The 15,689-nt window shown below is 69.0% G+C and carries 14 protein-coding genes; 6 read left to right on the plus strand and 8 right to left on the minus strand.

Features of this window, described 5'->3' with window-relative positions; translation table 11 throughout:
• Nucleotides 1-58: 58 nt before the first annotated feature.
• The 3 genes from purM to ACFYRH_RS02100 all read right to left on the minus strand — a co-directional run bounded on the left by purM (nt 59) and on the right by ACFYRH_RS02100 (nt 2,966).
• Nucleotides 59-1,132 (minus strand): phosphoribosylformylglycinamidine cyclo-ligase, encoded by a 1,074-nt coding sequence (gene purM, locus ACFYRH_RS02090; RefSeq protein ID WP_387766650.1) that lies wholly within the window; start codon nt 1,130-1,132, stop codon nt 59-61.
• 106 nt (nt 1,133-1,238) lie between these two features.
• On the minus strand, nt 1,239-2,801 hold the full coding sequence (gene purF, locus ACFYRH_RS02095; RefSeq protein ID WP_387766653.1) for an amidophosphoribosyltransferase: 1,563 nt from the start codon (nt 2,799-2,801) through the stop codon (nt 1,239-1,241).
• A 42-nt stretch (nt 2,802-2,843) separates the two neighbouring features.
• Nucleotides 2,844-2,966, minus strand: coding sequence for a hypothetical protein (locus tag ACFYRH_RS02100; RefSeq protein WP_387766656.1), 123 nt, complete (start codon nt 2,964-2,966; stop codon nt 2,844-2,846).
• 101 nt (nt 2,967-3,067) lie between these two features.
• On the opposite strand from ACFYRH_RS02100, the gene ACFYRH_RS02105 reads away from it, so the two are divergent.
• On the plus strand, nt 3,068-4,048 hold the full coding sequence (locus tag ACFYRH_RS02105; RefSeq protein ID WP_387766659.1) for a LuxR C-terminal-related transcriptional regulator: 981 nt from the start codon (nt 3,068-3,070) through the stop codon (nt 4,046-4,048).
• Between the two features lie 34 nt (nt 4,049-4,082).
• Here the strand turns inward: ACFYRH_RS02105 and ACFYRH_RS02110 are convergent, their stop codons facing one another.
• Genes ACFYRH_RS02110 through ACFYRH_RS02125 form a run of 4 tightly spaced genes read right to left on the minus strand, consistent with a single transcriptional unit; the run spans nt 4,083 to nt 8,254 of the window.
• Nucleotides 4,083-5,453 (minus strand): NAD(P)(+) transhydrogenase (Re/Si-specific) subunit beta, encoded by a 1,371-nt coding sequence (locus tag ACFYRH_RS02110; protein ID WP_387766661.1) that lies wholly within the window; start codon nt 5,451-5,453, stop codon nt 4,083-4,085.
• Nucleotides 5,450-5,755, minus strand: a complete 306-nt coding sequence (locus ACFYRH_RS02115) for an NAD(P) transhydrogenase subunit alpha (RefSeq protein ID WP_387766664.1) — start codon at nt 5,753-5,755, stop codon at nt 5,450-5,452. The genes ACFYRH_RS02110 and ACFYRH_RS02115 overlap by 4 nt, the downstream gene beginning before the upstream one ends.
• A complete protein-coding gene (locus ACFYRH_RS02120; RefSeq protein ID WP_387766667.1) occupies nt 5,755-6,876 on the minus strand; it encodes an NAD(P) transhydrogenase subunit alpha in 1,122 nt (373 codons plus the stop codon). Before ACFYRH_RS02120 ends, ACFYRH_RS02115 begins: the two co-directional genes overlap by 1 nt.
• Before the next feature lie 43 nt (nt 6,877-6,919).
• Nucleotides 6,920-8,254 (minus strand): dipeptidase, encoded by a 1,335-nt coding sequence (locus ACFYRH_RS02125; protein ID WP_387766670.1) that lies wholly within the window; start codon nt 8,252-8,254, stop codon nt 6,920-6,922.
• Between the two features lie 119 nt (nt 8,255-8,373).
• On the opposite strand from ACFYRH_RS02125, the gene ACFYRH_RS02130 reads away from it, so the two are divergent.
• Nucleotides 8,374-9,333, plus strand: coding sequence for a hypothetical protein (locus tag ACFYRH_RS02130; RefSeq protein ID WP_387766673.1), 960 nt, complete (start codon nt 8,374-8,376; stop codon nt 9,331-9,333).
• On the opposite strand, the gene ACFYRH_RS02135 is transcribed toward ACFYRH_RS02130, so the two are convergent.
• The gene (locus ACFYRH_RS02135; protein WP_387766676.1) at nt 9,330-10,742 is read right to left on the minus strand and encodes a serine/threonine-protein kinase; all 1,413 of its coding nucleotides are present in this window, start codon (nt 10,740-10,742) and stop codon (nt 9,330-9,332) included. The genes ACFYRH_RS02130 and ACFYRH_RS02135 overlap by 4 nt on opposite strands.
• A gap of 167 nt (nt 10,743-10,909) precedes the next feature.
• Here ACFYRH_RS02135 and ACFYRH_RS02140 point away from each other — a divergent pair, with 167 nt between their 5' ends.
• From ACFYRH_RS02140 to fdhA, 4 genes are all read left to right on the plus strand, one after another.
• Complete coding sequence (locus ACFYRH_RS02140) at nt 10,910-12,070, plus strand: hypothetical protein (protein WP_387766679.1); 1,161 nt, start codon at nt 10,910-10,912, stop codon at nt 12,068-12,070.
• A gap of 303 nt (nt 12,071-12,373) precedes the next feature.
• On the plus strand, nt 12,374-13,111 hold the full coding sequence (locus tag ACFYRH_RS02145; RefSeq protein ID WP_387766683.1) for a metallophosphoesterase family protein: 738 nt from the start codon (nt 12,374-12,376) through the stop codon (nt 13,109-13,111).
• Nucleotides 13,112-13,128: 17 nt separating this feature from the next.
• A complete protein-coding gene (locus tag ACFYRH_RS02150) occupies nt 13,129-14,259 on the plus strand; it encodes a histidine kinase (RefSeq protein WP_387766686.1) in 1,131 nt (376 codons plus the stop codon).
• Nucleotides 14,260-14,422: 163 nt separating this feature from the next.
• Nucleotides 14,423-15,637: a formaldehyde dehydrogenase, glutathione-independent gene (gene fdhA / locus ACFYRH_RS02155; RefSeq protein ID WP_387766689.1), complete on the plus strand. Its 1,215-nt coding sequence runs from the start codon at nt 14,423-14,425 to the stop codon at nt 15,635-15,637.
• Nucleotides 15,638-15,689: the final 52 nt, after the last annotated feature.

The following is a 15,689-nucleotide window of genomic DNA, read 5'->3' on the forward strand; positions in this document are numbered from 1 at the left end:
CACCGCCGCGTCCGGTGCTGCCAGGCGCGGCGGTCTCTGCAGCGGACCTGCTCGAGCACTATTTGGCGTAGGCGCCTTCGAGCGCGACCGTGCCACCGGCGTTCGCGGTGACCTCACCGCAGACCCACGCCGGGATGTCCCGCGCGGCCAGAGCCTGGATCGCCGCATCGGCCGACGCCGGGTCGAGGACGGCGACCATGCCCGCGCCCATGTTCAGCGTCTTCTCCAGCTCGGGCAGCGCGACGTCGCCGAGCAGGCCGACCAGCCCGAAGATCGGTGCCGGCGTCCACGTCGACCGGTCGATCCGCACCGACAGCTCGTCCGGGATCACCCGCGCCAGGTTCGCCGCGAACCCACCGCCCGTGATGTGCGACATCGCGTGCAGCGGCTTCTCGTCGGCGCCGTTCAGCTCCTGGATCAGCTCCAGGCAGTGCTTCGCGTACACCCGCGTCGGCGTCAGCAGCACCTCGCCGAGCGTCGTACCGAGCTCCGGCACCACGCGGTCGAGCGTCCACTTGGCCCGGTTGAAGAACACGTGCCGGACCAGGCTGTACCCGTTCGAGTGCAGTCCCGACGACGCCATCGCCAGGACGACGTCCCCCGCGCGGACCCGCTCCGCGCCGAGTAGCTCGTCGGCCTCGACCACACCGGTCGCCGCGCCCGCGACGTCGTACTCGTCCGGCTCCAGCAGGCCCGGGTGCTCCGCGGTCTCGCCGCCGACCAGCGCCGTACCGGCCTCGACGCACGCCTCGGCGATCCCCTTCACGATCTGCGCGATCGTCTCCGGGACCACCTTGCCGGTGCAGATGTAGTCGGTCATGAACAGCGGCTCGGCACCGCACACGACCAGGTCGTCGACGACCATCCCGACCAGGTCGAACCCGATCGTGTCGTGCTTGCCGAGCTTCTGGGCGATCGCGACCTTGGTCCCGATGCCGTCCGTCGAGGTCGCCAGCAGCGGCCGCCGGTACGACGTCAGGGCGGTCGCGTCGAACAGCCCGGCGAACCCGCCGAGACCGCCGACCACCTCGGGGCGGGTCGCCTTCGCCACCCACTCCTTCATCAGCTCGACGGCCCGGTCACCGGCCTCGATGTCGACCCCGGCGGCGGCGTAGCTCGCGCCTTCGCTCACGTTTCTCTCCTCGATACAACAGCTGTCCGGCCGGTACGGCGTACTTCCGGCGTCACCCGCCAGTCTGACGGACCGGCGCGCGCACCGAGTCGCCGGTCCGGGCGTTCTACGGCCGGCTGAGCGCGTCGGCCGCGCCGCCACCGCCGGAGATCGTCGCCAGCCCGTCCGCGTCGGTCCGCGCCGGCTCCTCGAGCAGGTGCTTGCCGAGCTGCTCGGGCTCGGGCAGCGCGACGGGGTAGACGCCGTCGAAGCAGGCCCGGCAGAGCCGGTCCTTCGGGACGGTGGTCGCCTCGACCAGACCGTCCAGGCTGATGTACCCGAGCGAGTCGGCGCCGAGCGAGCGGCAGATCTCCTCGGTGTTCAGCCCGTTGGCGATCAGCTCGGCGCGGCTGGCGAAGTCGATGCCGTAGAAGCACGGCCACTTCACCGGCGGCGCGGTGATCCGGACGTGGATCTCCTTCGCGCCGGCCTCGCGCAGCATCCGGATGACCGCGCGCTGGGTGTTGCCGCGGACGATCGTGTCGTCGACCACGACCAGGCGCTTGCCCTCGATCACCTCGCGGAGCGGGTTCAGCTTCAGGCGGATGCCGAGCTGGCGGATCGTCTGGCTGGGCTGGATGAACGTGCGGCCGACGTACGCGTTCTTGACGAGACCGGAACCGTACGGGATACCGGACTCCTCGGCGTACCCGATCGCGCCCGGCGTGCCGGACTCGGGAGTGGCGATCACCAGGTCGGCGTCGGCCGGGTACTCCCGGGCGAGGCGACGGCCGATCTCGACGCGGGTCGAGTAGATCCGCTGGCCGGAGATCTGGGTGTCCGGGCGGGCGAGGTAGACGAACTCGAAGAGGCAGCCCTTCGGGTCCTGCTCGGCGAACCGGGTCGAGCGCAGGCCGTCGGCGTCGATCGCGACGATCTCGCCCGGCTCGACCTCCCGGATGAACGAGGCGCCGACGATGTCGAGGGCGGCGGTCTCGCTGGCGATCACCCAGCCGCGCTCCAGCCGGCCGAGCACCAGCGGGCGGATGCCCTGCGGGTCGCGGGCGGCGTACAGCGTGTTCTCGTCCATGAAGATCAGGCTGAACGCGCCCTTGACCTTCGGGAGGATCTTCGCGGCCGCCTGCTCGATGGTGAGGTCCGGGTACCCGGCGAGCATCGAGGTGAGGATGTCGGTGTCACTCGAGGCGCCGTGCTTCGCGTTCGCCTTGGCGTGGTCGACCTCGGCGTCCAGGCCGAGGTCGAGGTCACCCTCGCCGTTCAGGCTGGCGGCGAGCTCGCTGGTGTTGGTCAGGTTTCCGTTGTGCCCCAGCGCGATCGACCCGGTCGCGGTGGACCGGAACGTCGGCTGCGCGTTGGCCCAGACGCTCGACCCGGTCGTCGAGTACCGGCAGTGACCGATCGCGATGTGCCCGCGCAGCGACGCCAGGGTCGCCTCGTCGAAGGCCTGGCTGACCAGCCCCATGTCCTTGTAGACGAGGATCTGGCTGCCGTTGCTGACCGCGATCCCCGCGGACTCCTGGCCCCGGTGCTGCAGGGCGTAGAGACCGAAGTAGGTGAGTTTGGCAACCTCTTCCCCCGGCGCCCAGACCCCGAAGACGCCACACGCGTCCTGCGGTCCCAAGTCCTGAGGGTCTAGTTCATCAGTGAGCCGACCATCGCCACGAGCCACGCCAGCAGTCTACGGGACGCCGGGCACGCCTCCGACCGGCGACTACCAGCAGACGAGACCTGGGCCGCAGGTCGGCTCGGACGGGGTGGCCGCCGACGCGGGGAGCGCCGTCGCCGCGCCGACGAGCAGGGCCATCGCGACTACACTCAGCAACTTCTTGATCACAATTCGCCCCTTCGAAATAATCCGCAACAACCTCTTGGCTGCTCTTTGTGGACGCTCTCTGTATATGGTCGGTTCCGACAAACATCTGAAGGAGAGGGACCGTGCTCGAGCCGCTGGGGGTGGACGAAGCCACTTTCGCGGTCTATCACGCCCTCCTCAGCCACCCGGACAGTACGCCGGAGCAGATAGCAGCGCTAGTGGATCGCCCGATCGCGGAAGTGAACGTGCTCCTGGACAAGCTCCGTGAGCTCGAACTCCTGGTCCCGACGTGGACGAATCCGTCGGCGGAGCACGCGGTCCACCCTCGCCTCGGACTCACCGGGCTGGCCGAGCGTCGGCGTACCGAGCTGAATCTCCGGCTGGGTGAGCTCAACGAGGCTGCCGCCACGGCCGAGGTGATCGCCGAGCAGTACAACGAGCTCCTGACCGCCCGGAGCAGCGGCGATGTCGAGGTACTGAAGGGACGGGCGAACGCGTCCCGGCGGATCGAGGAACTCGCGCTCAAGACCCGCGAGACGTTCTGGGTCCTCGCGCCGGTGCACGTCGAGGACATCATCCAGGTGGGCGACAACTCACCGGACTTCGCACTGCTCGAGCGTGGGATCAAGATCAAGTCCGTCTACCTGCAGAGCATGGCGGCCTCCCGGCAGGCCATCGAGTACGCCGCCAAGATGCACCGCCTCGGCTGCGAGATCCGAGCCACCCCGACGCTGCCGATGCGGCTGATGATCGTCGACCGGGAGCTCGCGGTGCTGCCGATGGACCCGGAGAACCCGACGGCCGGCGCCGTCATCCATCGAACGCCTGCCGTCGTTGCCGTGGCCATCGCCCTCTTCGACGCCTACTGGGCGCGGGGCACCGAGATGTTCGCCCCGGACGACCGGGACGACTCGCCGCTCACGCCGCACGAGTCCGAGGTACTGCGCTTGCTCGCCGGCGGCGCGAAGGACGAGCAGGTCGCACGCCTGCTCGGCATCTCGCTTCGCACGGCCAGGCGGATCACCGCCAACCTCTCCGAACGCCTCGACGCCGCCAGCCGTTTCGAACTCGGCGTGGCGGCGGCGAAACGCGGCTGGGTCTGACAGCCGCATTTCTCGCGGTTTGCCCGACGGTTTATCAGACCGTTTTCAGTGCCGTGAGCAGTTTGGTCAGGGAATCCCGGGCGTCGCCGAAGAGCAGCGTGGTCTTCGGGTCGTAGAGGAGTTCGTTCTCGATCCCCGCGAAACCCGGACGCATGGAGCGTTTGAGGAAGATGACGCGCTGCGCCTCGTCGGCGTTCAGGATCGGCATGCCGTAGATGGGAGCCGACGGGGTGGTGCGGGCGGCGGGGTTCACCACGTCGTTGGCGCCGACCACGAGGACGACATCGGTGGACTTGAAGTCGCCGTTGATGTCGTCCATCTCACGCAGCTGCTCGTACGGCACCTGGGCCTCGGCGAGCAGCACGTTCATGTGGCCGGGCATCCGGCCCGCGACCGGGTGGATGGCGTAGTCGACCTTCACGCCGCGGCCCTGCAGTTCCTCGACGAGGTCGCGCAGCGTGTGCTGTGCCTGCGCGACGGCGAGGCCGTAGCCGGGCACGATGATGACCTTGTTCGCGTACCCGAGCAGGATCGCGACGTCCTCCGGTCCCGCCGAGATCACCGGCCGGTCGGACGCCGTCCCGCCGCCGAGCGTCGAGCCGCCGCGGACCGCGCCGAAGAGGATGTTGAACACGGACCGCCCCATCGCGTCCGCCATCAGCTTGGTCAGCAACGTACCGGCGGCACCGACCAGGGTGCCGGCCACCAGCAGCAGCGTGTTGCCGAGCACGTACCCGCCCGCGGCCACCGTCAGACCGGTGAACGCGTTCAGCAGCGAGATCACGATCGGTACGTCGGCCCCGCCGACCGGCAGCACCAGCATCACGCCGATCGCCAGACCGACCAGACACAGCAGTACGCCCACCCACACCCGCGGGTCCGACACCAGCCAGACCGCCAGCGCCAGGCCACCGAGGATCGACGCGACGAACAGCACCGGAAGACCGGGGAACGTCACCGGCCGGGTGGTCATCAGCTCCTGAAGCTTGGCGAACGTCACCAACGAACCCGAGAAGCTGATCGCCCCGACCAGGATCGTGAACGCCGACGCGATCGCCGCCACCGTCGCGTCGGCCGACACCTCGCTGAGCTCGAGCAACGCGACCAGCGCGGCCGCGCCACCGCCGACACCGTTGAACAAGGCAACGAGCTGCGGCATCTGGGTCATCTGCACCCGCCGCGACCCGACCACACCACCGACGGTGCCGATCACCAGCGCGATCAGGATCGGCGCCAGGTGGTCCGGCTTGTACGCCGCGAACGTGATGAGCACCGCGAGCACCGCGCCGGCGGCACCGATCAGGTTGCCGGTCCGGGCGCTGCGCGGCGACGAGAGCGCCTTCAACGCGACGATGAAGCAGACCGCGGAGACCAGATACCCGATCTGGGCCCAGGTGGGGATCACTTCTGCAGCTCCTTCTTCCGTGCCCCCGGACCTCTGAACATCTGCAGCATCCGGTCGGTGACGACGAACCCGCCGACCATGTTCACCGTGGCCAGCACGACCGCGATCAACCCGACGATCACCACGATCACCGAGTCGGCCGCGCCGGTGACGATGATGGCGCCGACCAGGATGACGCCGTGGATGGCGTTCGCCCCGGACATCAACGGGGTGTGCAGCGTCGAGGAGACCTTGCTGATCACCTCGACCCCGACGAACGCCGCGAGGACGAAGATCGTCAGCAACGCGATGGACTCACTCATCAGGCCTGTCCTCCCAGCAGCTCGCGGGTCGGCTCGTGGAGCACGCTGCCGTCGTGGGTGACGCAGCAGCCGCGGACGATCTCGTCGTCGAAGTCCGGATCGAACGCGGCGTTCCGGGTCATCAGGCGAATCAGGTTCGCGATGTTCTGACCGTAGAGCCGCGATGCCGGTCCCGCCATCTGGCTGGGCACATTCGCACCGCCCCAGACCAGTGCGTCACCGATGGTGAGCTCGGTCCCGGCGACGGAGCCCTCGACGTTGCCGCCCTGTTCGGACGCCAGGTCGACGACCACGGACCCGGGCTTCATCTGCTCGACCATCGACCGCGACACGAGCATCGGCGCGGTCCGCCCCGGTACCGCGGCGGTCGTGATCAGGGCGTCCGCGGCGGCGACGTACGGCGTCAGCAGTTCGCGCTGGAGCTGCGCGCGCTCCGCGGTCATCTCGCGGGCGTAGCCACCGGGACCGTCGAGGGTTCCGAGCTCGAGCTCGATCGGGACGGCGCCCATCGAGGCGATCTCCTCGGCGGCGGCGGTCCGGACGTCGTACGCCTTGACGACCGCGCCGAGGCGTTTCGCGGTGGCGATCGCCTGCAGGCCGGCGACGCCGGCGCCGAGGACCAGGACCTGGGCCGGCGGGACGGTGCCGGCCGCGGTCATGTTCAGCGGGAAGAACCGGGGCAGTCGCTCGGCCGCGACGATCGCGGCGCGGTACCCGGCGACCAGTGCCTGCGAGGACAGTGCGTCCATCGACTGGGCCCGGGAGATCCGCGGGATCAGCTCCATCGCGAAAGCGGTCAGCTTGGCCCGGGTCGCCGTACGGACCATGTCCGGCGGGTTGGTCGGCAGGAACGACATCAGCGCCGTACCGGCGTGCAACCGCTGCAGGCGTTCGCGTTCCAGCGGTTGCACCGACGCCACGATGGTGGCCGCGTGGTCGGCGCCCCAGGCCACCTCGGCACCGGCTTCGCGGTACTGGTCGTCGGAGAACAGCGCGCGCTCGCCGGCGGCCGGCTCGACCGCGACCTCGTAACCGAGCTCGATCAGTTTCGCGACATGCTCCGGCACCAGCGCGACCCGACGCTCCGCCGGTCTGGTCTCCCGTACGACTGCGATCTTCACTCGCCGAAACCTATGCCAAACACTGGGTCGCCGGAAAGCTCGTTCATGCCTGGTTTGCGAGGTTCTGCAACAAAAGGGCCTCGGCGAGGCAGACCTTGCGGAACTCGGCGAGGTGCAGGCCTTCGTCGATGCCGTGGGCGCGGGTGTCCGGGTCCTCGACGCCGGTGACCAGGATCGTGGCCTTCGGGAAGGTCTGCTGGAACTCCGCGATGAACGGGATCGAGCCCCCCATCCCCATGTCGATCGGCTCGACGCCCCACGCCTCCTGGAAGGCCGAACGGGCCGCCTCGTACCCCGCGCCGCGCGCGTTCACGCTGCACGGCTGGCCGTTCTGTCCCTCGGTCACGGTGACCTGCGCACCCCACGGCGCGTTGTTCTCGAGGTGGTCCTTGAGCGCCGCGCCGGCCTTCACCGCGTCGTCGCCCGGAGCGACCCGCAGGCTCACCTTGGCCCGCGCGACCGGCACCAGCGTGTTGCTGGCCTCGGCCACCGACGGCGCATCGATGCCGACGATCGCGACCGACGGGCGCGTCCACAGCCGGTCGACCAGCGAGCCCGACCCGGTCAGCCGGACCGAGTCCAGCACGCTCGACTCGGCACGCAGCCGGTCCTCGGGGTACACCACGTCGGCAGCGCGCGAGGCGTGCAGACCGTCGACCGCGACGTCGCCCTTGTCGTCGTGCAGGGTCGCGAGCAGCCGGCACAGCGCGGACAGCGCGTCCGGGATCGGGCCGCCGAACAGACCGGAGTGGACCGCGTGCTCGAGCGTCCGAACCTCGACGTACGCCTCGACCAGGCCGCGCAGCGACACGGTCAGCGCCGGGTGCCCGACCTCCCAGTTGCCGGAGTCGGCGATCACGATGGCGTCGGCGGCGAGCTCCGCGGAGTACTCGTCGAGCAACTGCAGCAGCGTCGGCGAACCGATCTCCTCCTCGCCCTCGACGAACACCGTCACGCCGACCGGCAGATCGTTGCCGAAGGCCCGTACGGCGGCAAGGTGCGCGGCGATCCCGGCCTTGTCGTCGGCCGCGCCGCGCCCGTAGAGCCGGTCGCCGCGCTCGGTCGGCTCGAACGGCTGGGAGGTCCACTGCTCGACCGGACCGGTCGGCTGGACGTCGTGGTGCGCGTACAGCAGCACTGTCGGCTTCCCGGCCGGGGCCGGCCTCTTGGCGATCACCGCCGGCGCCCCGGCACCCGCGCGGACGATCTTGACCGTGAAGCCCTCGGCTTCGAACAGCGCCGCGGTCGCCTCGGCGGACCGCTGGACGTCGGCCGCGCGGGCCGGTTCGTAGCTGACCGAGGGGATCCGGATGAGGTCCTCGAGGTCGGCACGGACGCTGGGCAGAACGCGGTCGATCGCCGCGGACAGATCGGTCATGGGCCCTACGGTACGGCGTCTGTTCGCGAGCTCGACGCCCGGAACACCTGTCATGTCAACAATTGTCGTCCTACTCTGAAATTCTCGAAGGTTTTCGCCCACAACCGAAGAGGATCACTATGGTCAAGCGCCCCCTTGCCATCATCGTCACCGTCGTCACCGTCGTCACCGTCGTCACAGCGGCTGCGGCCCTCACGTCCGCGGCTCCGGCGTACGCCGCGATCAGTTGTGACACCGACACCACCGGCGGCTCCACGTTCTACGACGGTCCGTCCGCGTCGAAGAAGTACGACGCCCGCTTCAGCAACAGTGCGAGCATCCCCAACCTCAGCACCTACACGCCACAAGGCGCCGGTACCTGGTACGACTGGGACGGCTCCGGCAAGAACCTGCTCCTGGTCGCGGCCTACCGCGACGGGGCCGATTCGGAGATCTACGGCATCGACCCGTCCACCGGCTCCACGGTCGGCGTGGTCGCGATCGCGGAGTCCCACGTCGGCGGGATCACCGTGAGCAAAGGCTGGGCGTTCGTGTCCGGTCAAGGCAGCAGCATCCGGAAGTATCGGCTGACCGAGCTCCGCGACGCGTTGAAGGCCGCGGGTACGCCGTACCTCGCGCAGGTCGGCACTGCGCGGGACGTGGCCGGCTCGTCGTTCATCGGGAGCTACGGCGACTCGTTGTTCGCCGGGACGTTCAACGACACCGGACGCGGCACGATGTACGAGTACAAGATCGCGGACGACGGCACGCTGACCACCGTGGCCGGCGCGTGGGAGATCCCGACCAAGACGCAGGGTCTGACGATCACCGCGAACCATTTCATCTACAGCACGTCGTACGGACGTGGGAACCGCAGCAACATCTATGTGGTCAAGCGTGGCCAGAAGGACCTGGACGCGGCGGCGCTGAGCTGTTTCCGGGCACCGAGCATGACCGAGGGCATCACGGAGTACAACGGGACCGCGTACCTGGTCTACGAGTCCGGGTCGCACCTGTACGCGTCCGACCCCGCCACCCTCAACGTCATTCCCCGCATGCACAAGGCAACCATCACCTCGCTGACGTCACTCGTCCCCTAGGGCTGGTACTTCGCCGAGTCCAGCACCTCTTGGCGCGTCGTGGGGTTGTCATCTCGCACCTGAACACGAAGCTGGGTGGTGTCGTTCACCTGCTGGTACCGCTCGACGACAGTAGGAACGTTGTTGCAGCTGTATCTGAAGGTGACGGCATCCCCAGACTTCTCAGGTGTTGCTGGGGAGCAGCCCTCCGGCGCGGTAGCAGTTGACGGCAGCGTCCGCGAGTTGACCAGTCCTACGAACACGCCTTCAGTGTTCGGGTTGGTCTGCCAGGCCGCTGTGTCGGTGCTGACGACCAGGGACTTTCCGGCGTCGACCGCTTTCTGGTGCCAGTCTCTCGGGACCTTGACCGACAGCGGGGTGTTGTCGACCTCCACCGGGCGGGTGAGCACGTACCGGTACCCGCCGTACCCACCAGCGGCCGCCAGCACCACGGCGGCGAGTGCGGTGATCACCCCGGCCCGCCGACTGCGCTTCGGCTTCGCAGCCACGGTCGTCTGGCCGGAGCTGGCCGGTGCGGTCTCCTGGTCGACCGGTACCGCGGCCGGCGACGGTTTCGGCATCTCCGCGGCCGGCACCAACCCGGCCGGAACCTTGCCGGTCGTGTGCGCCTCACGCAGCGCGTTGAGGAAGCTGTCCAGGTCGGGCCAGCGCTGATCCCGGTCCGGCTCCAAAGCACGCCGTACGACGACATCGATCGCATCCGGCACGTCTTCGCGCAGCGTGGTCATCGAGGGTGGTGGTGAGTCGATCTGCATGACCGCGCCGAGGCTGACCACTCCATGCGGCGCCTGGCCGGTGAAGGCGGCGTACGCGACCGCTCCGAGCGAGTAGAGGTCGGCGCGGTGATCCAGGCGCTCACCGAGCACCTGCTCCGGGGCGACGTACGCCGGGGTGCCGCCGGGCATCGTGATGCGGGAGACCTCGGCCAGTGACTTGCCCAGACCGAGGTCGGACAGCATGGCGCGGTCGCCGGCCGGATCGGTGCGGAAGAGGACGTTGGCGGGCTTCACGTCGCGGTGCAGGACGCCGCGGGCATGCAGGTGCTTCAGGCCGCGGCCGACCTGGGTGATGATCCGGACCGCCTCGCCGAACTCCAGCTGGCCGGCCTTGATCCGGTCCGCGAGGGTGCCGCCGTCGGCGTAGGTGAGGACCATGAACGGGCGGCCGTCGTCGGCCTCGCCGATGTCGTGGACGCCGACGACGTACAGCGAGTCGACCTTGCGGAGGAACCGGCCCTCGGCGAGGAAGCGGCGCCGGACGTCCTCGTCCTCGACCCAGTTCTCGGACAGGATCTTGACCGCGACCTCGGCGTCCAGTTGCTCGTCGCGGGCCAGCCAGACCGTCGCGAAACCCCCGGCACCCACCCGGCGGACCAGGGAGTACCGGCCGATCCGCGGTGGCTGGTCCATGACGTAATTATGCTCGATCCGTTCTGCGACCCGTTCGCTGGAGTGAACAAAGCGGCGTTTCGGGACGTCCCATCTGCGACGGCGGGGCCTGGAGCCCCGCCGGACCGTGGTCCGCCGCACGGTCGCTACCCACCGTGCCCTGCCCACGATCGATAGGAGATCGCCCGATGCGAGCGCACAACGGCCGTCTGGTCGCCGTCGTCGCAGCCGTCGCCGTCGCCGCCATCGCGGGCGGCGGCGCCCTCGCCTCCCGCCAAGGCCCAGAGATCGCCAAGGCCGCCGACGCCGGTCCACTGACCAGCTCCCCGTCACCCGCCGCGAGCACCCCGCCGGCGACGTCGTCCGCCCCGAAACCGACACCGACCACGCCGTCGAAGACCACCCCGAGCGGCCCGGCCAAGACAAAGATCGACCTCCAGAAGCTCGCAACCGGCCGCGCGCCCCAGGTGACCTACCTGAGCGGCCGCACCATCCGCGGCGGCGCCGGCAACGACGTCACCATCCCGGGCAACGAAGAGATCCAACAGGTCGCTCGGCTCGGCTCCTCCTCGCTCGCGGTCGTCACCAAGGGCAACGGCACCGAGATGCTGACCGTCGACAACGACGGCAAGGTCACCCGACGAACGCCGGGCGTGACCCAGATCGTCACCACCGACGACGACCTCGCCGCCGCGTACGTCGGCACCCGGCTGAAGGACACCGGCGAGGAGATGGCCGGCGCAACGCTCTACGCGGAGCAGGACAAGGGCCAGGGTGGTGTCCGGCAGGTGAGTGTGCCGGACGTCTGGAACGCGTCATTGCTCGGCTACTTCAACGGCAAGGTCTACCTCTCGGCGTCGACCAAGCAGGACGCGCCGACGTACCTGTACGAATGGACACCGGGTGAGTCGAGGGCCACCCAGCTCAAGTCCGTCCCGAAGCCGATGGCGGTGTCGAGCGTCGGTACGGCGGGTTCGCTGACCACGCTGGCCGATCAGAACAGCTGCAGCAGCCTCCTCACGATGCCGGCAGGCAAGCGTCTCTGGCGCACCTGCGACAACCTGATCACGGGCTTCACCCCGGATGGTTCGACCGTCATCGCCGGACCGAAGTACCAGGACGGGTACGGCGACGGCATCGCGGCTGCTCTGGACGCGAAGACGGGCACCCTGCTCCAGGAATGGTCCGGCGTCTTCCGGCAGACGATCGCCGAGGACGACCAGCATCTCCTGCTGCTCGCGGACGACGGTGAGGCGACGCCGGCCTCAATCGTGCGTTGCACCATCTCCACCGGAGCGTGCGAGCTGGCGACCCCACTCGCCAAGGGCGCACTGCTGATCGGTAGCTGATCACATGTTCGGCGGATGTCACTTGCTGCAAGGACGTTGCCAGCGCTTTCCGGTCTAGGCAGAGCCGACGGCTGTCTCGGGAGACGGCCGCCTCGCCGCCACGACCATCAAGGACTGCTCGGCCGTTGTCGAGATTCCAACCGGCAGACTGCGCTTCCGGACCGATCGTTCGCTGCTCGCTGGACACGAGCAAGTGTGAACGGGCCACTCAGGTGGTTACCGCGAAGCAGGTCGACTTCGCACGGTGATCTGCCCTGAGCAGATAGCCCCGTGTTTGTTGAGCTTTGCGGGCAGACTGCGGGCATGACGACGGTTGCTGTGCTTGCTGATATCCATGGCGTACTGCCTGCGCTGGAGAGCGTCCTCGCAGAACCAGACGTGCAGACCGCTGACGTGATCGTGCTGGCCGGGGACATCGCGAGTGGCCCGCAGCCGGTGGAGACGCTGGACCTGTTGGTGGGTTTGGGCGAGCGCGCGGTGTGGGTACGCGGTAATGCGGACCGGGAGCTCGTGGAGATGGCCCAGGGGACGTACGACGCTGAGCCACCGGATGCGGTGAGTCCGTGGGCCGCGGCGCAGCTGCGGCCGGACCAGGTCGAGCTGCTCGACGGACTGCCGACGACGGTGACGCTCGGCGACACGCTCTTCTGTCACGCCACCCCACGCGACGACGAGGAGATGGTGCTGGTCGACAGTCCGATCTCGCGATGGACACAGGTGTTCGACGGACTCCCCGACGGCGTCCGGACGGTGGCCTGTGGCCACACCCACATGCCGTTCGCTCGTCAGTTCGACCGACGGCTCGTGGTGAACGCAGGCAGCGTCGGCATGCCGTACGGCGTACCCGGTCCGAGCTGGGCGCTCCTCACCGCAGACGGCGTACAACTGCGTCGTACAGCGATGGACACGGCCAAGGCGGCGGAGCGGGTCGTGAGCGAGTCTGCGTACCCCGGGCGAGCGGAGTGGGTCGCTGAGTACCTGCTGCACACGTACTCCGACACGGAAGTACTGGAGGCGTTCAGGCCGCGCGCGGACGGCTGAGCCGCTACCGTCATGGAGTGTTCACGCGGCGGCGCAAGCATTTCGGGACTCCGGCCGACAAGGCGACGTATGCAACCCTGCATACCGCCTCGCTGGCCAGCCCGCACCTGCGCGAGGGCCTGACCCCCGCCGCGGCCGGCAAGGCCAGCAAGCACCTCCGCGACCTCCTCGGTACGGCGGCCATCGCGATCTGCGACTCCTCCGGCGTACTCGCCTGGGACGGCATCGGCGGACCGTACGAGAGCAACCACCGCCGCGACGCCAAGGACCTCGCCGCACCGACCCTCCGCTCCGGCCGGACGGCGGTCCTCGGCGCGCACGACGTGGCGTGCGGCGACCCGCAGTGCCCCATCCGTACTGCGGTGGTCGCACCGATCGTCACCGAGGAGCGTGTGGTCGCCGTCCTGGTCGCGTACAGCAACAACACCTCGGCCGCACTGGTCAGAGCGACCGAAGAGGTCGCCCGCTGGGTCTCCGGCCAGGTGGAGCTGGCCGAGCTCAACAAAGAGCGCACCCGCGCGATGGAAGCCGAGCTGCGCGCACTCCGCGCCCAGATCAGTCCGCACTTCATCTACAACGCCCTGGCCGCTATTGCGTCGTTCGTGCGCACCGACCCCGAGCGCGCGCGTGAACTGCTGCTGGAGTTCGCGGACTTCTCCCGCTACGCACTCCGCCGCGGCGGCGAGTTCACGACGCTCGCCGACGAGCTGCGCAACGTGGAGCGCTACCTGGTCCTCGAACAGGCCCGCTTCGGCGATCGCCTCAAGGTGTCGCTGCAGATCGCTCCCGAGGTCCTCCCGGTGGTCATCCCGTTCCTCGTCGTCCAGCCCCTGGTGGAGAACGCCGTACGGCACGGCCTGGAAGGTACGACGGGAGTCGGCAACATCACCATCCGCGCGCGGGACCGGATCAACGAGGCCGAGATCAGCGTCGAGGACGACGGCGCCGGCAGCGATCCGGAGGTGATCCGGGCCGCCTTGTCCGGTGGCTCCGGCAGCGACTCGGTCGGTCTCGGAAACGTCGACGCGCGCCTGCGCCAGGTGTACGGCGACCCCTACGGACTGATCGTGGAGACCGCCGTGGACGCCGGGACGAAGGTGACGTTCCGCATTCCGAAATACTCCTCGGGTGTGCACGCATCGGCGTAGAAGACCCTTGTTTCATTGACGGTTCCGGCCCGGCGGACTAGCGTCGGGAGCATCCACAGGCGACGACCGGATCGCCTCTCCAGTGGCGATCACGGCCCACACCAAGCGGTATCGCACGACTCCACCGGCTCGTGGTGGAGCGTCCTGGAGGGGAGTAGTTCTCGTGCCGGGAAACAGGGCAGTCATCTACAAGGGACCGGGCTCCGTGGCAGTCGAGACCATCGACTATCCGACCCTGGAACTCAAGGACGGACCGGGGGTCAACCCTGCGAATGTCGGCCGGCAGATTCCGCACGGCGCGATCCTCAAGGTGGTCGCGACCAACATCTGCGGCAGCGACCAGCACATGGTGCGCGGCCGCACGACGGCGCCGCCGGGACTGGCGCTCGGCCACGAGATCACCGGTGAAGTGGTCGAGACCGGCCGGGACGTCGAGTTCATCAAGGTCGGCGACCTGGTCTCGGTACCGTTCAACATCGCCTGCGGGCGGTGCGTGAACTGCAAGGCCGGCAAGACCGGCGTCTGCCTGAACGTGAACCCCGACCGGCCGGGATCGGCGTACGGGTACGTCGACATGGGTGGCTGGGTCGGCGGCCAGGCGGAGTACGCGCTGGTCCCGTACGCGGACTGGAACCTGCTGAAGTTCCCCGACAAGGACAAGGCGATGGCGAAGATCCGCGACCTGGCGATGCTGGCCGACATCTTCCCGACCGGCTACCACGGCGCCGTCACCGCCGGTGTCGGCACCGGGTCGACGGTGTACGTCGCGGGCGCGGGCCCGGTCGGGCTCGCCGCGGCCACGTCGGCGTTCCTGCTCGGTGCGGCGGTCGTGATGGTCGCGGACCTGCAGAAGGAGCGGCTGGACCAGGCGCGCAGTTTCGGCTGCGAGGCGATCGACGTGTCGCAGGGCGACCCGAAGGACCAGATCGAGCAGATCCTCGGTGAACCCGAGGTCGACTGTGCGATCGACGCCGTCGGGTTCGAGGCTCACGGTCACGGCAGCGACGCCCAGGCCGAGCGGCCGGCAACGGTGCTGAACACGGTCATGGACGTCACCAAGGCCGGTGGCGCGGTCGGTATCCCGGGGCTGTACGTCACCGGTGACCCCGGGGCCGGCGACGAGGCGGCGAAGACCGGTTCGCTGTCGATCCGGCTCGGCCTCGGCTGGGCCAAGTCGTTGTCGTTCACGACCGGCCAGTGCCCGGTGATGAGGTACAACCGGCAGCTGATGAACGCGATCCTGCACGATCGCACCCAGATCGCGAAGAACGTCAATGCGACGGTCATCTCGCTGGACGACGCACCGCGTGGGTACGCCGAGTTCGACCACGGCGCCGCCCGCAAGTACATCCTCGATCCGCACGGGCTGATCAAGTAGCAGGTGTCCACGGTGGGAGCGGGTCTCCCCGCTCCCACCGCTTCGGGTGATA

The organism is Kribbella sp. NPDC004875, from assembly GCF_042873375.1.
GTDB lineage: Bacteria > Actinomycetota > Actinomycetes > Propionibacteriales > Kribbellaceae > Kribbella.